Genomic DNA, 20,697 nt, shown 5'->3' with positions numbered 1-20,697 from the left:
CGTCGCCGTGCACGGCGGCAAGCCCCACGCCGGGGCCCCGCGAGGACACCGGGCGCTGGCGGCAGGGCACCGAGGCCACCGAGGCGGCTCCCCCTCCGGGGGACTCCCGGGGCCTCAGACCCGGGAGCTTCCGGGGACGGCCCGGTACCGCCCGAAGGCGACCCGGCCCCGGCGAGCCGTCCCGGGCGTGCGGCCGGGCCCCGGCGTGCGGCGAGCCGTCGCCGGTGGCCGGGTTGTCGACAAGGGCACGCTCCCACGTGCTCCGGCCCGGGGTGCCGGGTGGGGCGCCTCTGCTTCAGGGCGCCGCCCCAGGAAGCCGACCCACCCCCTGAGAAGCGGACCCGGCCCCCTGAGAAGCGGACCCGGCCCCAGGAAGCCGACTCGGTCCCCGGGAGCGGGGCCGGGTGGGGGTCACGCGGGGGCGACCACCGGTTTGCCGGTGAGTTCGACCCCGGCGTCGCGCAGTTCGTCCAGGGCGCGCTGGACGGTCTCTTCGGCGACGCCGGCCGTCAGATCGAGCAGCACATGGGTGCGGAAGCCCTCGCGGGCGGCGTCCAGCGCCGTCTCGCGTACGCAGTGGTCGGTGGCGATGCCGACGACGTCCACCTCGGTGACGTTCCGCTCGCGGAGCCAGTCGGCCAGGTGGACGCCGTTCTCGTCGACCCCTTCGAAGCCGCTGTAGGCGGCGGTGTGCGCGCCCTTGTCGAAGACGGCTTCGATGGAGCCGGAGGCGACGGCGGGGCTGAAGTTGGGGTGGAAGCCCACGCCTTCGGTGCCGGCGACGCAGTGGGGCGGCCAGGAGCGGACGAAGTCGGGGGTGTCGGAGAAGTGGTCGCCCGGGTCGATGTGCGTGTCCCGGGTGGCGACCACGTGGCGGTAGCCGGCGGAGGCGTCCCCGACCAGGTCGGTGATGGCGGCCGCGACGTCGGCGCCGCCCGTGACGGCGAGGCTGCCGCCTTCGCAGAAGTCGTTCTGCACGTCAACGACGATCAGTGCCCGGTGCATGGTGCACACCTTTCGGCTGGTGGGTGAGGTGGAGGGGTAACGGGCCGAGGGTGGCGGTCGAGGGTGGTCACTGGGCACTCCCGGGCGTTCGGTGGGGCTTCGCGATGCCGCTGCCCGTCAGTTCCGAGACTAGACACTGACGGGGCCGGGCGGCAGTGCGTGGGCACCCCGTGGCCGCACCGCCCGGGCGGGGCACGGCGGAGGCCCGGTGGGGAGCCGCCCCGGCCCCGTGCGGGTCGTTCGTCCCCGCGGTCCTCAGCGGTGTTCCACCGGCAGCACGGGTTCCCCGCGGGAGAGCTGCATGGCGGACATGGGGAGCCGGGAGAGGGCGGCCCGGTGCCGTTCGCGGGCCGCTTCGAGGGGTTCCCGGCCGACGACGGTGCCCTGGTCGACGAGCTTGACCTGGAGGAGGTGGCCGGCCAGTTCCCCGGGCACCGGCCCGCTGCCCACCACCTCGGCCTCGGCGACGCCCTCGGCGTCCAGCGGCCGGGCGGCCCACTTCGCGCCGCCGATGGAGGTCTTGCCGCCCAGGGAGCGCTTGGCCACGGGCCGCAGCGGGGCGTCGGGGGCGTCGGAGTCGGCGCGGGCGACCAGCTTGTAGACCATGGAGGCGGTGGGGTGGCCGCTGCCGGTCACCAGCTGGGTGCCGACGCCGTACGCGTCCACGGGGGCGGCGGCCAGCGAGGCGATGGCGTACTCGTCCAGGTCGCTGGTGACCACGATCTTCGTCCCGGTGGCGCCCAGCTCGTCCAGTTGCTGGCGCACCCGGTGCGCGACCAGCAGCAGGTCGCCGGAGTCGATGCGGACGGCGCCCAGTTCCGGGCCGGCCACCTCGACGGCGGTGCGGACGGCCTCGGCGACGTCGTAGGTGTCCACCAGCAGGGTCGTCCCGCTGCCGAGGGAGTCCACCTGGGCGCGGAAGGCGTCGCGCTCGGTGTCGTGCAGCAGGGTGAAGGCGTGGGCGCTGGTGCCGACGGTGGGGATGCCGTAGCGGAACCCGGCGGCCAGGTCGGAGGTGGTGTCGAAGCCGCCCACGTACGCGGCGCGGGAGGCGGCGACGGCGCCCAGCTCGTGGGTGCGCCGGGCGCCCATCTCGATCAGCGGGCGCCCGCCGGCGGCCACCGCCATCCGGGAGGCCGCGGCGGCCACGGCGGAGTCGTGGTTGAGGATGGAGAGGATCACCGTCTCCAGCAGGACGCACTCGGCGAAGGTGCCCTCGACCCGCAGCAGCGGGGAGCCGGGGAAGTAGACCTCGCCCTCGGGGTAGCCGAGGAGGTCGCCCCGGAAGCGGTAGCCGGCCAGCCACTTCAGCGTCGGCTCGTCCACCACACGGGTCTCGCGCAGGAAGTCGAGCAGTTGGTCGTCGAAGCGGAAGTTCTCCACGGCGTCGAGCACCCGGCCAGTGCCGGCCACGACGCCGTAGCGCCGGCCCTCGGGCAGCCGCCGGGTGAAGACCTCGAAGACGGAGCGCCGCTCGGCCGTCCCGGCGCGCAGTGCCGCCTGGAGCATGGTGAGCTCGTACTGGTCGGTGAAGAGCGCGGTCGAGGGCACGGACACCGGCAGCCCCGTCTCCATGCGCCGGGCGTGTTCCTGCCGGGCCTGCCGGGAGTCGTGCGGGGGCTGTCCCCCGGGGGATTCCAGCACTGCTGCCTCACCTCGTGTGTTCGGGTCCGTCTCCGCGAGCGTACCCTGGATCTCGTCAGCTTGACGATATACCAGGCGGAACCTCTGTTTGGGCGGGTGGGGGTGCCGGGTGGCAGCATGGGAGTGTGAGTGTCGCCACCCCGACGGAGATCGAGCGCCCGGAAACCACCGAGGAACCCGTGGAGGTTCCCGAGCCGGACGTGCCCTGGGTGACCGTCGTGCACAACGACCCGGTCAACCTGATGAGCTATGTGACCTACGTTTTCCAGGCGTACTTCGGCTATTCGAAGGAGAAGGCGAAGAAGTTGATGCTCGACGTCCACCACAAGGGGCGGGCCATCGTCTCCAGCGGGACCCGCGAGGAGATGGAGCGCGACGTGCAGGCCATGCACAGCTACGGACTGTGGGCCACGCTCACCCAGGACCGCTGATGGCGGGGTACTTCGAGCCGGCCGAGGGCGGCGGCGCGGCGATCGCTCTGGACGAGGTGGAGGTCTCGATCCTCCGCAGCCTGATGGCGCAGCTGCTGGAGCTGATCGGTCCGGGCGACGGGCCCGCCGACCGGCCGCAGCGCCCCGAGGGCGGGGGCAGCGTGGAGGAGGAGCTGGCCGGTATCGAGGCCGTCTCCTGGCCGCCGTACGCCGAGGGGCCCAGCGAGCCGCCCGCCGATCCGGTGCTGGCGCGGCTCTTCCCGGACGCCTACGGCCCCGGGCCCGGCGAGCGCGGTGGGGGCGGTGAGGGCGGCGCGGCCGAGGAGGCGCGGGCCAAGGAGGAGCGTGCGGCGTCCGCGGAGTTCCGCCGCTACACCGAGAACGATCTGCGGGCCAGGAAGCGCGAGGACGGGCTGGCCGTGGTGCGGGCGCTGGACTCGCTGACCCCCGGGGAGCGGGGCGCGGTGCTCACGCTCGGTCCTCAGGAGTCCCAGCACTGGCTGGGCGCCCTCAACGACCTGCGGCTGGCGCTGGGCACCCGGCTGGAGGTGTCCGAGGACGACGACGAGCTGTACGCGCTGCCGGACTCGGACGAGCGCAAGCCGCTGGTGATGGCGTACCTGTGGCTGGGCGGTCTCCAGGAGACCCTCATCGAGACGCTGACCCCTTGATCCCTCCGGGTTCGTCCCCTTTTCCGTTCGCTAAAAGGAAAGTAAAGACCGTTTAACGAACGGATCACGACAGGCGCCTTTTCGTGGTGTGATGTCCGTCTCTGCCCCTTCTATCTGTGGTCCGTGCCACTCGTCGTGGACAGCCCTCCGTGGTACACCTGCACGATCCTCTGTCTTACGGGCACCACCCCTGCCCGGACAGCGGCGCACCGCCGGCCGATCGCCGGCACGCACAACTCCATCCGGGGGGTTCGGAACCCGGTCCGGGCAGGCCGGACCGGTATGGAGAAAGGCGCACCACATGACCTCCGAGGTCGAAGACCACGGTCCGGCTCCGGACCGCGTTCCCGGCGCAAGGGGAGAGAACGGCGAGGCGGGTGCCTACGGCGCAGTCCAGGGCGAGACCTCGTCCGAGGGCTATCAGCGGGGACTCGGTGGCCGTCAGATCCAGATGATCGCCATCGGCGGTGCCATCGGGACGGGGCTCTTCCTCGGCGCGGGCAAGTCCATCTACAAGGCCGGCCCCAGCATCATCCTGGCGTACCTCGTCGCGGGCGCCGTCATCTACCTGATCATGCGGGCCCTGGGCGAGCTGCTGATGTACCGCCCCGTCTCGGGTTCGTTCTCCGAGTACGCGCGCGAGCTGCTCGGCCCGTACTGGGGCTTCGTGACGGGCTGGACGTACTGGCTCTTCTGGGTCGTCACCGGCATCACCGAGGTGACCGCGGCGGCGCAGTACGTGACCTACTGGTGGGACATCGAGCCGTGGATCTCCGCGCTGGTGTTCACCGTCGCCCTGTACTTCATCAACCTGATCTCCGTGAAGCTCTTCGGCGAGCTGGAGTTCTGGTTCTCGATGATCAAGGTCACCGCGATCATCGGCATGATCCTGATCGGCCTCGGTGTGATCACGCTCGGCTTCTCGCAGGCCGGTGACACCGCGTCGTTCTCCAACCTCTACCAGCACGACGGGATCTTCCCGAAGGGCCTCGGCGGCACGCTGATGACCCTCCAGATCGTGATGTTCTCCTTCCTGGCCGTCGAACTGGTCGGCGTCACGGCGGGCGAGGCCAGCAACCCGGCCAAGGCCCTGCCGCGGGCGATCAAGACGGTGCCGTGGCGTATCGCGCTCTTCTACGTCGGCTCGCTGATCGTCATCCTGTCCGTCGTCTCCTGGACCGCGTTCGAGCCGGGCACCAGCCCGTTCGTCGCCGCCTTCCAGAAGATCGGACTGCCGGCGGGCGCGGCCATCGTCAACTTCGTGGTGCTGACCGCGGCGCTCTCCTCCTGCAACTCCGGCATGTACTCCACCGGCCGGATGCTGCGCGACCTGGCGCTCAACGGGCAGGGGCCGAAGTTCTTCACCAGGCTGTCCAAGACCGGCCTGCCGTTCACCGGCACCACGGTCTCGGCGGCGCTGATGATGGTCGGTGTGTGGATCAACTACGAGTGGCCCTCGAAGGCGTTCGACTATGTCGTCTCCTTCGCGACCATCTCCGGCATGTGGGCCTGGATCATGATCCTCTTCTCCCAGCTCCGCTACCGCGCCAAGGCGGACCGGGGCGAGCTGCCCCGCTCCACGTTCCGGATGCCGGGCGCGCCGTACACCGGCATCGTCGCCCTGGCGTTCATCTTCATGGTCATCGTGCTGATGGGCGTGGACAAGGACGCCCGCATCTCGCTGTACGTGGCTCCGATCTGGGCGGTCGTGCTGACCGTCGCCTACTTCGTGATCAAGTCGCGTACCCCGGACGTCTTCGACCGGCGGACCCCGGTGGCCCCGGTGGAGCCGAGCGGGAGCTGACCCGGCCGGGCCACGGCGCCACCCCGCACGACCTCGCACGCGTCCCGCGGCAGCCCTCACCAGGGGCCGTCGCGGGACGCGTGCTTATCCTTGCCCCCATGCTGACCATCACCCAGGAGCTGCACGACCGGATCGTCGCCCACGCCCGGGCCGACCACCCCGACGAGGCGTGCGGCGTGATCGCGGGGCCGGCCGGCCAGGGCCGCCCCGAGCGGTTCGTCCCGATGCTGAACGCGGCCCGCTCGCCCACGTTCTACGAGTTCGACTCGACGGATCTGCTCAAGCTCTACCGCGAGATGGACGACCGCGACGAGGAACCCGTGGTGATCTACCACTCGCACACCGCCACCGAGGCGTACCCCTCCCGAACGGACATCTCCTACGCCAACGAGCCCGGTGCCCACTACGTCCTCGTCTCCACCGCCGAGTGCGGCAACGACGAGGGCCCCGTCTCCTTCCGCTCGTTCCGGATCGTGGACGGCGAGGTGACCGAGGAGGAGGTGGAGATCGTCGAGAGCTACTGAGAGCTGCTCGCCGCACCCTCACCCGGGTTCCGTGAGACGGATCGGTCCGCATCATGAAACGCGCATCCGATTCCGGGCCCGGGAATCGTTACGATGAGCCCATGGTTGTCCACGACGTGAGCGCTTTCGGCAAGACCCCGGGCATGCTGCTCGTGGCGCGCCTGCACGTCGACCTGTGCCGTCTCGCCAGCGCGATCTGTCGGCCGGCCTGACGCGGCGCCGCCGCCGGGCGCCTCCGGCCGGCGGCCGGGGAAGCCCGCCCCCCCAGCCAACGCTGGGAGGTGCCCCCAGCCCCGCACCCGCCCCGCGCCGCGGGGCCTCCGCGTGCCCGCCTGCCCGCGGCACAGCCCAGCCCCACCCTTCCTCTCCGACGGGAGCACTCTCATGGCCATCGAGGTCCGCATTCCGACCATCCTCCGCACCTACACCGACGGCCAGAAGGCGGTCGAGGGCACGGGCGCCACCATCGGTGAGCTGTTCGCCGACCTGGAGAGCAGGCACGCCGGGATCCAGGAGAGGCTGGTGGACGGCGGCGAGCTGCGCCGCTTCGTGAACGTCTACCTCAACGACGAGGACGTCCGCTTCCTGGACGGCATCTCCACCAAGGTCGGCGACGGCGACAGCGTGACGATCCTGCCCGCGGTAGCGGGGGGAGCCCTGCACGCCGGCCGGATGCGCTGATGCGCTACGACTCCCCGCTCGACGCCGTCGGCAACACCCCGCTGGTACGGCTGCCGAGGCTCTCGCCCTCCGAGGACGTGCGGATCTGGGCGAAGCTGGAGGACCGCAACCCGACCGGTTCCATCAAGGACCGCCCTGCCCTCCACATGGTCGAACAGGCCGAGAAGGACGGGCGGTTGCGGCCGGGCTGCACCATCCTGGAGCCGACCTCCGGCAACACCGGCATCTCGCTGGCCATGGCGGCCAGGCTCAAGGGCTACCGCATCGTCTGCGTCATGCCGGAGAACACCAGCGAGGAGCGCCGCCGGCTGCTGGCGATGTGGGGCGCCGAGATCATCTCGTCCCCCGCTGCGGGCGGTTCCAACACCGCGGTGCGGGTGGCCAAGGAGCTGGCGGCCGAGCACCCGGACTGGGTGATGCTCTACCAGTACGGCAACCCGGACAACGCGGGCGCCCACTACGCCACCACGGGCCCCGAGATCCTCGCCGACCTGCCGTCGGTCACCCACTTCGTCGCGGGCCTGGGCACCACGGGCACGCTGATGGGCGCGGGCCGCTATCTGCGCGAGCACCGGCCGGGCATCCGGATCGTCGCCGCCGAGCCGCGCTACGACGACCTGGTGTACGGGCTGCGCAACCTGGACGAGGGCTTCGTGCCCGAGCTGTACGACGAGTCGGTGCTCACCACCCGCTTCTCCGTCGGCTCCGAGGACGCGGTCACCCGCACCCGGGAACTCCTGGCCCAGGAAGGGATCTTCGCGGGCGTCTCCACCGGCGCCGCGCTGCACGCCGCGATCGGCGTGGGCCGCAAGGCGCAGCGCGCGGGCGAGAGCGCCGACATCGTCTTCGTCGTCGCCGACGGCGGCTGGAAGTACCTGTCGACCGGCCTCTACACGGCCGCCACCGACGACGAGGCGGTCGCCACCGTGCAGGGCCAGCTGTGGGCCTGACGGCAGGGCCACCCGTGGGCCCGACGGCTGCGGACCCGGCGGTTGCGGGCCCGGCGGCCGGCTGATCGTTCGCGCCGCGAGCCCGGCCTCCGCCGCCGCGGCCGGCGGTTCACCCGGCCAGGTGGCGGACCCGCTCCCAGACCTCCGGGGCCACCTCGCCGTGCCGGGAGGTCAGCCGGGCGAGGCCGGCCTCGGCCACCGACTCCGGCTCCAGGTAGGCGGGGCCCCCGGGCGCCCCGTCCGGGAGCACGCACAGGGGGACGGCTCCCGCGTCAGCCGCGCGAGCCGGACGCCGTCGGTCCGCGCGGCCAGGACGAGGACGAGCCGCTCGGCACCGTCCCGCGGTCCGGCGTGCCAGATCTCGCCCGGCCGGGGGAGGACGGCCGCGTCCCGCGCCGCGGGGTCCCGGCGGGTGGCCTTCCGTCGCCGGCGGGCCGGGCGGGTCCGGGCGATGCCGTCCACCAGCGCCGCTACGAGGGCGAGCAGCGCGACGCCGCCGAGCGCCGGCCACCACGAGGTGTCCATCGCCTTCCGCCTCCGTGCCGTTGCCGCGATCCTTGGGGTTTATGCCGTGAGCGGCCGGGGAACGACGCTACCCCGCGCTGGTGATTCCGCCCACACCCACGCCTCGGCGAGGACCCACCGGGACCCGTGCGGCTTACGCTCGGAAGCCCCGTTCGGCACAGCGCCCACGACACGGGGACTTCTCCCGCAGGCCGCCGTCAACGGAGGTTCCCTCTTCATGAAGCTCACCGTCGTCGGCTGTTCCGGCTCGTTTCCGTCCACGGAATCGGCCTGTTCGAGCTACCTGGTCGAGGCCGACGGCTTCCGGCTCCTGCTGGACATGGGCAACGGCGCGCTCGGTGAGCTGCAGCGCCACTGCGGGCTCTACGACCTCGACGCCATCGCGCTCAGCCATCTGCACGCCGACCACTGCATCGACATGTGCGGGTACTTCGTGGCCCGCTACTACCGCCACGACGGCGGCCGTTGCGCCCCGATCCCGGTGTACGGGCCGTCCGGCACCGAGCAGCGCCTCACCACCGCCTACGCGGACACCCCCTCCGACTCGTCGATGAGCGAGGTGTTCGCCTTCCACCGGCTGCGCGCCGAGGGCGGCTTCGAGGCGGGACCGTTCCGGGTGCGCACCGAACTGGTCGACCACCCGGTCGAGGCGTACGCGTTCCGCGTCGAGCACAAGGAGAGCGGCAAGGTCCTCACCTACTCCGGCGACACCGGCGCCTGCCCGAATCTGGAGCGGGCCGCGCGCGGCGCCGACCTCTTCCTGTGCGAGGCGTCCTTCACCGACGGGAAGGAGCAGATCCCCGGTCTCCACCTCAACGGGAGGGAGGCCGGGGAGGTCGCCGCGCGGGCCGGTGTCTCCCGGCTGGTGCTCACCCACGTGCCGCCGTGGACGGACCCGCAGATCAACCTGCGCGACGCCAAGGGCGCCTTCGACGGACCGGTGGAGATGGCCCGGCCGGGGGCGGTCTACGAGCTGTGAGCCCGCCGCCCGCCACCGGCCGCGGTCCGGTCAGCGGGTGAGGTCCTCGACCTCCTCCTCGGGTTCCCGGCCCGGGGTCTTGATGTCCAGCTTCACGATGAGGAAGCGGAACAGCGTGTAGTAGACCGCCGCGAAGCACAGTCCGAGCGGGACGATCAGCCACGGCTTCTCGGCGAGGCTCCAGTTGATGGCGTAGTCGATGAAGCCGGCGGAGAAGCTGAAGCCGTGGTGCACCCCGAGCATCCAGGTCACCGCCATGGAGACGGCCGTCAGGATCGCGTGCACGACATACAGCACGGGTGCGACGAACATGAAGGTGAACTCGATCGGTTCGGTGATGCCCGTCACGAACGAGGTCAGCGCCAGCGAGACCATCATGCCCGTCACGGCCTTGCGGCGGTGCGGCCTGGCGCAGTGCGCGATGGCCAGGGCGGCGGCCGGCAGACCGAACATCATGATCGGGAAGAAGCCGGACATGAACTGCCCGGCGGACGGGTCGCCCGCGAAGAACCGCGCGATGTCGCCGTGGACGACGTCCCCCGAGGCGTTCTTGAAATCGCCGATCTGGAACCAGGCGACGGTGTTGAGGAACTGGTGCATGCCGACGGGTATCAGCGCGCGGTTGATCAGTCCGAAGATGCCCGCGCCGGTGGCGCCCAGGCCCGTCATCCACTCGCCGAACGCGGTGATCGCGTCGCCGACCGGGCCCCACACCAGGGTGAAGAGGACGCCGACCAGCAGCCCGAGGAAGGCCATGAGGATGGGCACCAGGCGGCGGCCGTTGAAGAACCCGAGCCAGTCCACCAGCTTCGTCTTGTGGAAGCGCTGCCAGACGAGTGCGGAGAGCAGTCCCATCAGCACGCCGCCGAGCACGCCCGGGTCGTTGTAGACGGCGGGGGTGTCCTCGCCCGCCTTGATCACCGCCTCGTGGACGGGGAAGGCCTCGAGCACGTTCTTGTAGACGAGGAAGCCCACGAGCGCGGCCAGCGCGGTGGAGCCGTCGGACTTCTTGGCGAAACCGATGGCGACGCCGATGCAGAACAGCAGCGGGAGGTTGTCGAAGATGGCACCGCCCGCGCCGGCGAACGCGGCGGCCACGTCGTGCCACCCCAGGCCCTTGTCGCCGAAGACGTCGGGCTGGCCGAGCCGGTTGAGGATGCCTGCGGCGGGCAGGACGGCGATGGGCAGCTGCAGGCTGCGGCCGACCTTCTGCAGTCCTTGGAACAGGCCGGAGCCCCGCTTCTTCGCGGGCGCAGCGGTGTCCGTGCTCATGGGGGTCTCTTCCTCCTGGTGAAGCGGGCGCCGCACGAGGGAGGAGGCGAGGGGCCCGCTTGGTGGTCCAGTCCACAGCAGTGGTGTAGACCATTAGTAGCACGGGCGTACAGGTGTGCGGAATGGGCAACTCCGCTTGATCTGGGCCACAGTGCCGGCCCCGGGCGCGCCCGGGCTCAGGCCCGGGTGTTGTCCTGCTCGATCTCCTCCGCGACCTCCTCGGGCTCCCGGCCCGGGGTCTTCAGGTCGAACCGGGAGATCAGGAAGCGGAAGAGCGCGTAGTAGACGGCGGCGAAACCCAGCCCGATCGGGATGATCAGCCAGGGTCTTCTCGCCAGCGACCAGTTGATGACGTAGTCGATCAGCCCGGCCGAGAAGCTGAAGCCGTCGTGCACCCCCAGCGCCCAGGTCAGCGCCATCGAGACACCGGTCAGCAGGACGTGGAGGACGTACAGCGCCGGGGCGACGAACAGGAACGAGAACTCGATCGGCTCGGTCACACCGGTGACGAACGACGTCAGCGCCGTGGAGAGCATCAGCCCGCCGACCACCTTGCGCCGCTCGGGGCGGGCCGCGTGCGTGATGGCCAGCGCGGCGGCGGGCAGCGCGAACATCATGATCGGGAAGAAGCCCGACGTGAACTGGCCGGCCGTCGGGTCGCCCGCCAGGAACCGGTTGATGTCGCCGTGCACGATCTCGCCGTCCGGCTTCGTGAAGCTGCCGAACTGGAACCACATGAAGGTGTTGAGGAACTGGTGCATCCCGATGGGGATCAGCGCCCGGTTGGCCACGCCGAAGATGCCCGCGCCCCAGGCGCCCAGGTCCGTCATCCACTCCGAGAAGGAGGTGAGCCCGTCCCCGATCGGCGGCCACACCCACTGGCACAGCACCGCGAAGACCAGCGCGACGAACGCCATGATGATCGGCACCAGGCGGCGGCCGTTGAAGAAGCCGAGCCAGTCCACCAGTCTGACGCGGTGGAAGCGCTGCCAGAACCAGGCCGTCAGCAGGCCGACGACGATGCCGCCGAAGACGCCCGGGTTCTGGTAGGTCGCGGCGCCGAGGGCCTTGCCGCCCTTGCCCAGGCAGGCGCCCATCGCGCTGTCGAACGTGGAGCCGGCCGGGCAGGTGGGGAACTGCTGGAGGATGTTGTAGTAGACGAGGAAGCCGGCGACGGCCGCCAGCGCGGTGGAGCCGTCGGCCTTCTTCGCCATGCCGATGGCCACACCCACGCAGAACAGCAGCGGCAGCCCGAGCGCCGAGTCCAGCAGGGCGCTGCCGGCGCCGAGGAAGACCTTGGCGACGTCCGTCCAGCCCAGCCCCTCGTCGCCGAAGATGTCCGGCTGGCCGAGCCGGTTGAGGATGCCCGCGGCCGGCAGTACCGCGATGGGCAGCTGGAGGCTCCGGCCCATCTTCTGCAGGCCCTGGAAGAAGGCGGTCGTCCACCTCTTCCTCCGCGGCCCGGCTGCGGCGTCGGCGCTCACGAGCCTCCTCCTGACTGGCCGCCCCCCGTCCGCCGGACCGGTGGCTGACGCATACTGGTGTAGACCACTAATGTTGGCGGGGTTCCGGCATCGCCCAGCGGTACGACGAGGGGCGGTGCGCGGTGCCGACAATCGCCATCATTCGCCAGGAAGCGGACAGATGCCCGCGAAGGTGGGCTGATCGTGGACTACCGTGACCAGCACGCCGCCCCGCGCCCACCAGGCAGCACCACAGGAGTACGACATGGCCACCAAGGCTGAGAAGATCATCGCCGGACTCGGCGGGCTCGACAACATCGAGGAGGTCGAGGGCTGCATCACCCGGCTGCGCACCGAGGTGGGCGACCCCTCCCTCGTCGACGAGGCCGCCCTCAAGGCCGCGGGCGCGCACGGCGTCGTCAGGATGGGCTCGGCGATCCAGGTCGTCATCGGCACCGACGCCGACCCCGTCGCCGAGGAGATCAACGACCTGATGTGAGCCCTTCCCCGGCCGGTGACCGTCCCGCCCGACGTCTCGGCCCCGCGCCGGGGATACGCTCGCCTGCATGTCACGTATCGACGGCCGTACGGCCGAAGAGCTGCGTCCCGTCACCATCGAACGCGGCTGGAGCAAGCACGCGGAGGGCTCCGTCCTCATCGCCTTCGGCGACACCAGGGTGCTGTGCACCGCCAGCCTGACCGAGGGCGTGCCCCGCTGGCGCAAGGGCAGCGGCGAGGGCTGGGTCACCGCCGAGTACGCCATGCTGCCGCGCTCCACCAACACCCGTGGCGACCGCGAGTCCGTCCGCGGCAAGATCGGTGGCCGCACCCACGAGATCTCCCGCCTCATCGGGCGCTCCCTGCGCGCCGTGGTGGACACCAAGGCGCTGGGCGAGAACACCATCGTGCTCGACTGCGACGTCCTCCAGGCCGACGGCGGCACCCGCACCGCGGCGATCACCGGCGCGTATGTGGCGCTCGCCGACGCGGTGGCGTGGGCGCAGGACCGCAAGCTGATCAAGCCCAGGGCCCAGCCGCTGACCGGCACCGTCTCCGCGGTCAGCGTCGGCATCATCGACGGCGTCCCCATGCTCGACCTGCGCTACGAGGAGGACGTGCGCGCCGAGACCGACATGAACGTCGTGTGCACGGGCGACGGCCGCTTCGTCGAGGTGCAGGGCACGGCCGAGGGCGCGCCCTTCAGCCGCAGCGAACTGGACGGCCTGCTCGACCTGGCCGTCGCCGGCTGCGCCCAGCTCGACGGCGCGCAGCGCACCGCGCTGGGGCGCTGAGACTCCTTCCGCCGGGCGGGAACTTTGCCGCCCCTTTACGCGTCTGACTGGATGCGGGCCGCACGTGTCGAACCGTGCGGCCCGACCAGTCTCGGGGAGGGGACAAGAAGGTGCTCCGGAAGAACGTCGTGGCCGCTGCGGCGGCCCTCGCCCTGGCCGTGCCCGTCATCGCCGGCTGCTCGGCCGTGGACCGCGCGCTGGACTGCGCCAACACCGCGTCCACCATCGCCCGCTCCGTGGACGACCTCCAGCAGGCGGTGTCCGACGCAGGCGAGGACCCCACCCAGGCCGACAAGTCGCTGGACGCCATAGACAAGAACCTCTCCAAGATCGACGACGAGACGGACGAGGGCGACGTCGGCAAGGCCGTCTCCAGGCTGCGCGAGGCCGTGGACAGCGTCCGCGCGGACGTCGAGGCGGGCCGCACCCCCCAGACGAAGCCGGTCACCGACGCCGCCGACGAGCTGACCCAGGTCTGCACCCCGGGCTGAGCGCACGGGCCCCCGCGCGATACTTGGTACCCATGAGCACCAAGCGCCTGATCCTGGCCACCCGCAACGCCCACAAGGTCACCGAGCTGAAGGCGATCCTCGCCGACGCGGGCCTCGAGACGGACCTGGTCGGCGCCGACGCCTACCCCCAGATCCCGGACGTCAAGGAGACGGGGGTGACGTTCGCGGAGAACGCCCTCCTCAAGGCGCACGCCCTGGCGCAGGCCACCTCGCTGCCGGCCATCGCCGACGACTCGGGCCTGTGCGTGGACGTGCTCGGCGGGGCGCCCGGCATCTTCTCCGCACGCTGGGCCGGCCGGCACGGTGACGACCGCGCCAACCTGGACCTGCTGCTCGCCCAGCTCTCCGACATCGACACCCCGCACCGGGCCGCCCACTTCGAGTGCGCCGCTGCCCTCGCCCTGCCCGACGGCACCGAACGGGTCGTCAACGGACAACTGCGCGGCACCCTGCGGCACGCCCCCTCCGGCAGCGGCGGCTTCGGCTACGACCCGATCCTCCAGCCCGACGGGGAGTCCAGGACGTGCGCGGAGCTGTCCCCGGAGGAGAAGAACGCGATCAGCCACCGCGGCAAGGCGTTCCGCGCCCTCGTCCCCGTCGTCCGGGAGGCGCTGGGGCTGGGCTGAGCCGACCGTCCGACGCTCCACCGCTCACCGGCGGATGGCCGAGTCCGTCACGAGGGGACGCCCCTCACAGGCTGCGGGCGGTGATGCCGCCCGGGGCCGTCCCCGTACGCGGTGCGCGAGGGGGGACTCGAACCCCCACGTCCGAAGACACCGGCACCTAAAGCCGTCCCGTCTACCCATTCCGGCACTCGCGCGCGGACGTATCGTACTGCGCGCCCTCCGCGGCCGGCCGGGCCGGGGCGTGGGACAGGGCCGCACCGCGGGCGGTGCGGACCCTCGGCTGCCCGGACGGCCGCCGGCCGGGAGGCGGCCGTCAAAGAGCGCTCGGAACCGGAGAGCGCTCAGAAGGTGGGCTCGTTGGTCTCAGCCCGCGCCAGCGCGCGGGCCTCCTCATGGGTGCTGACCGCCGGCGGCGAGCCCTCCAGCGGCTTGCGGGCCGTCTCCTTCATGCAGGCCACGGCGACGATCCCGAGGAGGGCCGCGCCGGAGGCGTAGTAGGCCGGGGCGAGGTTGTCGCCCGTGGAGTCGACCAGGTACGTCATCACGCCCGGCGCCGTACCGCCGAAGACCGCGGTGGCCACGTTGTAGCCGATGGACAGCGACCCGTAGCGCACATCCGTGGGGAAGAGCGCCGGCAGCGTCGCCGACATCGTGCCCAGCAGGCACACCAGGCAGGCCCCCAGCGCCAGCAGCCCGATCAGCACCGCGACGAAGCTGCCCTGCTGGAAGAGGGCGAAGGCGGGGATCGTCAGCACCAGGAAGCCCACCATGCCCGCCATCAGCACCGGCTTGCGCCCGAAGCGGTCGTTGAGGTGCCCGACCCGCTGGATGACCGCCGCCATGGCCACCATGGCGATGATCGCCGCGACCAGCTCCATCGAGTTCTCGTACCCGAGGGCGTCGGTCAGATAGGCGGGCATGTACGACAGCAGCATGTAGTCGGTGACGTTGTAGGCGGCCACCAGGCCGACGCACAGCAGCAGCGTCCGCCACTGCTCGGCGAAGATCGTCTTGAGTTCCTTCTGCGGCACGTTCTCCGACAGCCTGGGCTCGTTCCCCTCCGAGGCGCCGGCGTCGGGGGCGTGCGACTGCCGCGCGGCCTGCTTCTGGAAGGCCGGGGTCTCATCCAGCTTCAGCCGCAGATACAGACCCACGACGCCGATCGGCCCGCCGACCAGGAACGGGATGCGCCAGCCCCACTGGAGCATCGCGTCGTCGCCCAGCACCGTGTTGAGCACCAGCACCAGCGAGGCCGCCCCGGTGTAGCCGGTGAGCGTGCCCAGCTCCAGGAAGCTGCCGAAGAAACCGCGCCGCTTGTCCGGCGCGTACTCGGCGATGAAGGTCGCCGCACCGCCGTACTCACCGCCCGTGGAGAAGCCCTGCACCAGGCGGCACACCAGCAGCAGCACCGGCGAGGCGATCCCGATCGACTCGTAGGAGGGGATCAGACCGATGAAGAATGTGCCGGCCGCCATCAGCACCATCGTCAGCCCGAGGACCTTCTTGCGTCCGATGCGATCGCCGAGCGGCCCGAAGAACAGACCGCCCAGCGGCCGCACCAGGAAGGAGGCGGCGAAAGCGGTGAACGACGCCAGCAGCTGGGTGCTGCCGCCGGGGAAGAAGACCTTGCCGATGGTGACCGCGAGATACGCGTAGATCCCGAAGTCGAACCATTCCATGGCGTTACCGACAGCGGCGGCCTTGGTGGCACGCTTGACCGTGGCCTCGTCCGTCACGGTGATGTCGCTACGGCGGACCTTCGGGTCGCGTCTGCGCCGCACGGCGCGGAAGAGGTGCCGGTGCCGCTTGAGGGCAGCCGGGTCCTGGGGCTGTTCCTCGTGCTTCATCCCTCATGGGTACCACCTGCCCCACCTCGGCACTCACACCCCCTCGGCTCCTCGCGCGCTCACCCCGCGGCCAGCCCGAGATCCTTGATCAGCTTGGCGACGTGCCCGGTGGCCTTCACGTTGTAGAGGGCGCGCTCGACCTTGCCCTCCTCGTCCACGACCACCGTGGAGCGGATCACCCCGGTGACCGTCTTGCCGTACAGCTTCTTCTCGCCGAAGGCGCCGTAGGCCTGCATCGTCTCCTTGCCCGGGTCGCCGACGAGCGTGACCTTCAGTGACTCCTTCTCCCGGAACTTCGCCAGCTTCTCCGGCTTGTCCGGGGAGACGCCGATCACGTCGTACCCCTGGCCGGCCAGCAGCTCGAGGTTGTCCGTGAAATCGCACGCCTGCTTGGTGCAGCCCGGGGTCATGGCCGCCGGGTAGAAGTAGACGATCACCTTGCGGCCCCGGTACCCGGCCAGGGAGACGTCCTTGCCGTCGGCGTCGGGCAGCGTGAAGTCGGGGGCGGTGTCGCCGGGCTCGAGGCGCTGGCTCATCAAGGCTCCTCACTCGTGTGCGCCGGCCCCGCCCGGGAGCAGCCAGGGGCGGCTGATCGGGGGTGCCATGGGGCATCGGGACCGGCGAGCTGACAGGATGTCTGCCAACACGGTAGGACGCAGGACTGACAGCGACGGAGGCAGCTCGGTGCCGGAAGCCAGGACCCCCGCGGACATCGAGGCGGACATCGTCCGCAGGCGGCAGGATCTCGCCGCGGCGCTCGACGAGATCGCCGTACGCGTTCACCCGAAGACGATCATCGGCGACGCCAGGGCGAAGGCCGCCGCGGCGGTCGACCGCACGGCGGGGCGCGCCTACGTCGTGGCCAACCGCGCGGTCACCGACGTGCGCGCGCAGTTCGTCACCGAGGACGGGGCGCCCCGGCTGGAGCGGGTCGTGCCCGTCGCCGTGCTGGTCCTCGCCCTGGCCGGCGGCGCCTTCGCCCTCTCCTCCCGCCGCGGGTCCTCCCGTGGGCGGACTCGCCGCCGACGCCGGTGAGCGCCTGAGATACGGTCTTCCGGTGAGCCCAAAGACCCCTGCATCCGCACACGATGAGAAGTTGCCGATCCGCATGCTGCACGACCGCGTGCTCGTGCGGGCCGACACCGGCGAGGGCGAGCGCCGCTCCTCCGGCGGCATCGTGATCCCCGCGACGGCGGCCGTGGGACGCAAGCTGGACTGGGCCGAGGTCGTCGCCGTCGGCCAGAACGTCCGGACGGTCGAGCCCGGGGACCGCGTGCTGTACGACCCGGAGGACCGGGCCGAGGTCGAGGTGAGGGGGGTCGCGTACGTCCTGATGCGCGAGCGCGACCTCCACGCCGTCGCCGCCGAACGCCTCCAGGACACCGACGACTCGACGGGCCTTTACCTGTGACCCGCGCCCCGCGCCCCGCAAGGGGCGCGGGGAACTGCGCGCTCAGCCACACTGCACCCGCAGCCGGCGACGAACAGCCACCCCCAGCCGGTGCGGCCCCCGCAGGGGTCAGTGACCGGAGGTCATTTTCAGACCGACGACCGACACCAACAACAGCGCGATGAAGAAGATCCGCCCCGCGGTCGCCGGCTCCCCCAGCGCGAGCATGCCCACCACCGCGGCGCCCGCGGCACCGATGCCGACCCACACGCCGTAAGCGGTCCCGATGGGCAGGCTCTTCGCCGCGAGGGACAGCAGCACCATGCTGGTGGCGAACCCGGCCACGGTGAAGACGCTGGGCCACAGCCGGGTGAAGCCCTCGGTGAACTTGAGACCGATCGCCCAGGTGACCTCGACGAGACCGGCGACGACAAGCATGATCCAGGCCATGACGGCACCTCCGTGAACACGACTGCGGGGGTGCGTCGTCTTTGCGGTCCCGGTACGGCGCGTCTCGTCGGGACCGGCCCCGCGCCGTGACGGCGTGGTGGGAGGCCGGTCCCTGGACCGTAGCAAACGGTGGCCGCGCGGGTGGTGGCTCAGGTCACCACGAGGCCATTACCAGGTCACCGCCAGGACCCAACCAGGCCCCACCGGGTCCCACCAGGGCCCCACCGGGGCCCCACCGGGACCACCCCGGTGGGGTCACCAGCGGCGTACCCCGGGCGCGCCGCCGCCCCAGCCGTTACCGGGGTCGCCGTCCGCCACGCCCCCGCCGGGGGCGCCGCCGGGCGTGCCGCCGTCCCCGCTGTCGCCCGGACCGCCGCCCGGGTCACCTCCGTCGACACCGCCGATCGCCGGGTCGCCCGGCGACTGCGACGGCGGCGGCTCGGTCGGCGGCTTCTGCGAGGTCGGCGGCTCCTGGCTCGGCTGCTCGGACCGGCTCGGCTCGTCGCTGGGCTGCTCCGAGGCCGGCGGCTGCGACGTCGGCTGGTCGGAGGAGGGCGGCCGGGTGCCGGGCACCTTGCCGCTCCCGGTCGTGTCCAGGTCGAAGTTCTTGACCGGACGGCCCTCCAGCGCCTTCTTCGTGTACGCCCCCCAGATCTGCGCCGGGAAGCCGCCGCCGTTGACGCGGGCCTGGCCGCCGGCCCCGTACAGCGGCTTCTGGGCGCCGTCCTTGGGGTCCTTGCCCATCACGCCGATGACGGTGGACAGGTCCGGCGTGTAGCCCGCGAACCAGGCGGCCTTGTCCTCCTCGGCGGTGCCGGTCTTGCCCGCCGCCGGGCGCCCGGCCGACTGCGCGGCCATACCGGTGCCGCCCGCGACGACGCTGCGCAGCGCCGCCGTGGTGGTGTCGGCGGCGGCACGGGGCACGGCCTGCTCCGGGTCGTGGTCGGGAAGGTTCACGACCTCGCCGCTGCGCGTGATCTTGTTGACCATGCTGTAGTGCCCGTGCTTGCCGTGGTTGGCGAGCGTGGCGTACGCCTCGGCCATGTCCAGCGGCGACGCCGTGGCGACACCGAGCGCGCTGGAGCCGTCCTCGGTCAGGTTGGGCGTGTCCTTGGGGAGGCCCAGGGCGATGGCGGTCTTCTTGACCCGCTTGGGACCGACATCGATGCCCATCTGGGCGAAGACGCTGTTGACCGACTTGTCCATCGCCGTGGTGACGGGGATCTGGCCGTAGGAGCGCTGGTCCTCGTTGGCCGGCGCGTAGCCGGTGCCCCGGCCGTTGTTGACGACCTCGCGGCGGTTCCTGCCGTCGTAGACCGTGCCCAGCTTGATCGGCCGGCCGTCCTGCGTGGTGGCCTTGTGCTCGACGGCCGAGGTGAAGACGAACGGCTTGAAGGTGGAACCGACCTGGTACTCGCGCGAGGTGGCCGCGTTGGTGTACTGCTCGGTGAAGCCGATGCCGCCGTACATGGCCACGACCTTGCCGGTCTTCGGGTCCACCGAGGCGCCGCCGGCCCGGACGTACTTGTCCACCTTCCGGTTCTTCTTGTCCAGCTGCGACATCAGCTTGCCGTTGACGGCGTCCCGCATGGCCTTCTGCTTCCTGGGCTGGAAGGTGGTGGTGATGCGGAAGCCGCCGGCCCGCAGCCGCTGCTCGTCGATGATGTGGTTGCTGGTGAGGTAGTTCTTGACCGCCTCCACCAGGTATCCGCGCTCACCGGACATGTTCCGCGGCGGCTTGGGCTCCTCGGGCTCGGGGAACTCGAGCCCGGCCCGGTCGCTCTTCTTCAGCCACCCCTCCTTGACCATGCCGTCCAGCACGTAGTTCCAGCGCGCCACCGCCCGCTTCTTGTTCTCCGGGTGGGCGCGGGTGTCGTAGGCGTTGGGGGAGTTGACCAGGGCGGCCAGGTACGCGCCCTCCGCCGTGCTGAGCTCCCCCACGTCCTTGCCGAAGTAGGCGTGCGCCGCCGACTGGATGCCGTAGGCGTTGCGGCCGAAGTAGCTGGTGTTCAGATAGCCGGCCAGGATCTCGTTCTTGCTGACCTCGTTGTCCAGCTTCAGCGCGATGAAGAACTCCTTCGCCTTGCGCGTGACCGTCTGGTCCTGGCTCAGGTAGTAGTTCTTCACGTACTGCTGGGTGATCGTCGAACCGGACTGGCGCTCCCCGCCGGTGAGCATGTTCCAGCCGGCCCGGAGCATCGCCTGCGGGTCGACCGCCGACTCGTTGTAGAAGTCGCGGTCCTCGGCGGCCAGCACCGCGTGCTGCACCTTCTTGGGAACCTGGGCGAGCGGCACCTTCTCGCGGTTTATGTCCCCGTCGCGGGCGATCTGGCTGCCGTCCGCGTACAGATAGATGTTGGTCTGCGCGGCGGCCGCCTTGTTCGGGGCCGGGATGCTCACCAGCAGATAGCCGGCGACCAGAGCGCCGGAGACGAGCAGCACGATCAACAGGATGCCGCCCAGCACCATCCGCCACGTGGGCAGCAGACGGCGCCAGCCGGTGCGGCGCCGCTTCGCCTTCTTCTCCGCTTTCCTGGCCGCCTTGGCCGCCTCCCTCTCGGCTTTCTGCTCCTTCTTGCCGCCCCCCGCCGGCGGCGTCCGCTCGGCCCCCGGGCCACCGGACACCTTGCC

At 71.3% G+C, this 20,697-nt stretch carries 23 protein-coding genes, 1 tRNA gene and 1 riboswitch; of the genes, 14 read left to right on the top strand and 10 right to left on the bottom strand.

Annotated elements, in window-relative coordinates; translation table 11 throughout:
- Positions 1 to 411: 411 nt before the first annotated feature.
- A complete protein-coding gene (locus tag FM076_RS12090; RefSeq protein WP_173870187.1) occupies positions 412 to 1,005 on the bottom strand; it encodes an isochorismatase family protein in 594 nt (197 codons plus the stop codon).
- A gap of 255 nt (positions 1,006 to 1,260) precedes the next feature.
- The gene (locus FM076_RS12085) at positions 1,261 to 2,580 is read right to left on the bottom strand and encodes a nicotinate phosphoribosyltransferase (RefSeq protein WP_173874689.1); all 1,320 of its coding nucleotides are present in this window, start codon (positions 2,578 to 2,580) and stop codon (positions 1,261 to 1,263) included.
- Positions 2,581 to 2,774: 194 nt separating this feature from the next.
- Here FM076_RS12085 and clpS point away from each other — a divergent pair, with 194 nt between their 5' ends.
- The 7 genes from clpS to FM076_RS12055 all read left to right on the top strand — a co-directional run bounded on the left by clpS (position 2,775) and on the right by FM076_RS12055 (position 7,710).
- Positions 2,775 to 3,080: an ATP-dependent Clp protease adapter ClpS gene (gene clpS / locus FM076_RS12080; RefSeq protein ID WP_173870185.1), complete on the top strand. Its 306-nt coding sequence runs from the start codon at positions 2,775 to 2,777 to the stop codon at positions 3,078 to 3,080.
- Positions 3,080 to 3,751: a DUF2017 domain-containing protein gene (locus FM076_RS12075; protein ID WP_173870183.1), complete on the top strand. Its 672-nt coding sequence runs from the start codon at positions 3,080 to 3,082 to the stop codon at positions 3,749 to 3,751. Before clpS ends, FM076_RS12075 begins: the two co-directional genes overlap by 1 nt.
- A gap of 301 nt (positions 3,752 to 4,052) precedes the next feature.
- Positions 4,053 to 5,555, top strand: a complete 1,503-nt coding sequence (locus FM076_RS12070) for an amino acid permease (RefSeq protein WP_173870181.1) — start codon at positions 4,053 to 4,055, stop codon at positions 5,553 to 5,555.
- 98 nt (positions 5,556 to 5,653) lie between these two features.
- Positions 5,654 to 6,079 (top strand): Mov34/MPN/PAD-1 family protein, encoded by a 426-nt coding sequence (locus FM076_RS12065; RefSeq protein WP_173870179.1) that lies wholly within the window; start codon positions 5,654 to 5,656, stop codon positions 6,077 to 6,079.
- A gap of 101 nt (positions 6,080 to 6,180) precedes the next feature.
- Positions 6,181 to 6,291: a putative leader peptide gene (locus FM076_RS34940; protein WP_345944965.1), complete on the top strand. Its 111-nt coding sequence runs from the start codon at positions 6,181 to 6,183 to the stop codon at positions 6,289 to 6,291.
- A 172-nt stretch (positions 6,292 to 6,463) separates the two neighbouring features.
- Entirely contained in the window at positions 6,464 to 6,760 is a 297-nt protein-coding gene (locus tag FM076_RS12060; RefSeq protein ID WP_173870177.1) for a MoaD/ThiS family protein, read from the top strand.
- Positions 6,760 to 7,710 carry a PLP-dependent cysteine synthase family protein gene (locus FM076_RS12055; RefSeq protein ID WP_173870176.1) on the top strand — a complete coding sequence of 317 codons (951 nt, stop codon included), beginning with the start codon at positions 6,760 to 6,762 and terminating at the stop codon, positions 7,708 to 7,710. The genes FM076_RS12060 and FM076_RS12055 overlap by 1 nt, the downstream gene beginning before the upstream one ends.
- Before the next feature lie 109 nt (positions 7,711 to 7,819).
- Here FM076_RS12055 and FM076_RS12050 read toward each other — a convergent pair whose 3' ends face one another.
- Positions 7,820 to 7,960 (bottom strand): hypothetical protein, encoded by a 141-nt coding sequence (locus tag FM076_RS12050; RefSeq protein ID WP_173870174.1) that lies wholly within the window; start codon positions 7,958 to 7,960, stop codon positions 7,820 to 7,822.
- A 492-nt stretch (positions 7,961 to 8,452) separates the two neighbouring features.
- On the opposite strand from FM076_RS12050, the gene FM076_RS12045 reads away from it, so the two are divergent.
- A complete protein-coding gene (locus FM076_RS12045) occupies positions 8,453 to 9,214 on the top strand; it encodes an MBL fold metallo-hydrolase (protein WP_173870172.1) in 762 nt (253 codons plus the stop codon).
- 30 nt (positions 9,215 to 9,244) lie between these two features.
- Here the strand turns inward: FM076_RS12045 and FM076_RS12040 are convergent, their stop codons facing one another.
- Together FM076_RS12040 and FM076_RS12035 are read right to left on the bottom strand one after the other, a co-directional pair.
- On the bottom strand, positions 9,245 to 10,486 hold the full coding sequence (locus FM076_RS12040) for a PTS transporter subunit EIIC (protein WP_173870169.1): 1,242 nt from the start codon (positions 10,484 to 10,486) through the stop codon (positions 9,245 to 9,247).
- A gap of 176 nt (positions 10,487 to 10,662) precedes the next feature.
- Positions 10,663 to 11,970, bottom strand: coding sequence for a PTS transporter subunit EIIC (locus FM076_RS12035; RefSeq protein ID WP_173870167.1), 1,308 nt, complete (start codon positions 11,968 to 11,970; stop codon positions 10,663 to 10,665).
- Between the two features lie 244 nt (positions 11,971 to 12,214).
- Here FM076_RS12035 and FM076_RS12030 point away from each other — a divergent pair, with 244 nt between their 5' ends.
- The 4 genes from FM076_RS12030 to rdgB all read left to right on the top strand — a co-directional run bounded on the left by FM076_RS12030 (position 12,215) and on the right by rdgB (position 14,379).
- Entirely contained in the window at positions 12,215 to 12,448 is a 234-nt protein-coding gene (locus FM076_RS12030; protein ID WP_173874688.1) for a glucose PTS transporter subunit EIIB, read from the top strand.
- A gap of 67 nt (positions 12,449 to 12,515) precedes the next feature.
- Positions 12,516 to 13,241 carry a ribonuclease PH gene (rph, locus tag FM076_RS12025; protein ID WP_173870165.1) on the top strand — a complete coding sequence of 242 codons (726 nt, stop codon included), beginning with the start codon at positions 12,516 to 12,518 and terminating at the stop codon, positions 13,239 to 13,241.
- Positions 13,242 to 13,351: 110 nt separating this feature from the next.
- Entirely contained in the window at positions 13,352 to 13,732 is a 381-nt protein-coding gene (locus tag FM076_RS12020) for a hypothetical protein (RefSeq protein ID WP_173870163.1), read from the top strand.
- A gap of 32 nt (positions 13,733 to 13,764) precedes the next feature.
- Positions 13,765 to 14,379 (top strand): RdgB/HAM1 family non-canonical purine NTP pyrophosphatase, encoded by a 615-nt coding sequence (gene rdgB, locus FM076_RS12015; RefSeq protein ID WP_173870161.1) that lies wholly within the window; start codon positions 13,765 to 13,767, stop codon positions 14,377 to 14,379.
- Between the two features lie 112 nt (positions 14,380 to 14,491).
- On the opposite strand, the gene FM076_RS12010 is transcribed toward rdgB, so the two are convergent.
- From FM076_RS12010 to bcp, 3 genes are all read right to left on the bottom strand, one after another.
- Positions 14,492 to 14,573 (bottom strand) — tRNA-Leu (locus FM076_RS12010).
- A gap of 147 nt (positions 14,574 to 14,720) precedes the next feature.
- A complete protein-coding gene (locus FM076_RS12005) occupies positions 14,721 to 16,226 on the bottom strand; it encodes an MFS transporter (protein WP_173870159.1) in 1,506 nt (501 codons plus the stop codon).
- A gap of 59 nt (positions 16,227 to 16,285) precedes the next feature.
- Positions 16,286 to 16,762, bottom strand: a complete 477-nt coding sequence (bcp, locus tag FM076_RS12000; protein WP_173870157.1) for a thioredoxin-dependent thiol peroxidase — start codon at positions 16,760 to 16,762, stop codon at positions 16,286 to 16,288.
- Positions 16,763 to 16,910: 148 nt separating this feature from the next.
- Here bcp and FM076_RS11995 point away from each other — a divergent pair, with 148 nt between their 5' ends.
- Together FM076_RS11995 and FM076_RS11990 are read left to right on the top strand one after the other, a co-directional pair.
- A complete protein-coding gene (locus FM076_RS11995; RefSeq protein WP_173870155.1) occupies positions 16,911 to 17,261 on the top strand; it encodes a DUF3618 domain-containing protein in 351 nt (116 codons plus the stop codon).
- 73 nt (positions 17,262 to 17,334) lie between these two features.
- Complete coding sequence (locus tag FM076_RS11990) at positions 17,335 to 17,637, top strand: GroES family chaperonin (RefSeq protein WP_173874687.1); 303 nt, start codon at positions 17,335 to 17,337, stop codon at positions 17,635 to 17,637.
- Between the two features lie 108 nt (positions 17,638 to 17,745).
- Here FM076_RS11990 and FM076_RS11985 read toward each other — a convergent pair whose 3' ends face one another.
- On the bottom strand, positions 17,746 to 18,066 hold the full coding sequence (locus FM076_RS11985) for a DMT family transporter (RefSeq protein ID WP_173870153.1): 321 nt from the start codon (positions 18,064 to 18,066) through the stop codon (positions 17,746 to 17,748).
- Between the two features lie 29 nt (positions 18,067 to 18,095).
- A riboswitch (guanidine-III (ykkC-III) riboswitch) is annotated at positions 18,096 to 18,158 on the bottom strand.
- Positions 18,159 to 18,321: 163 nt separating this feature from the next.
- A partial coding sequence (locus FM076_RS11980) for a transglycosylase domain-containing protein (protein WP_173870151.1) occupies positions 18,322 to 20,697 on the bottom strand: 2,376 nt, incomplete at its 5' end.

It is taken from the genome of Streptomyces albus subsp. chlorinus (assembly GCF_013302895.1).
Taxonomy (GTDB): Bacteria; Actinomycetota; Actinomycetes; order Streptomycetales; family Streptomycetaceae; genus Streptomyces; species Streptomyces chlorinus.
Note: the sequence above shows the minus strand (reverse complement) of the source record. Positions and strands in the feature narration are given on the sequence as shown.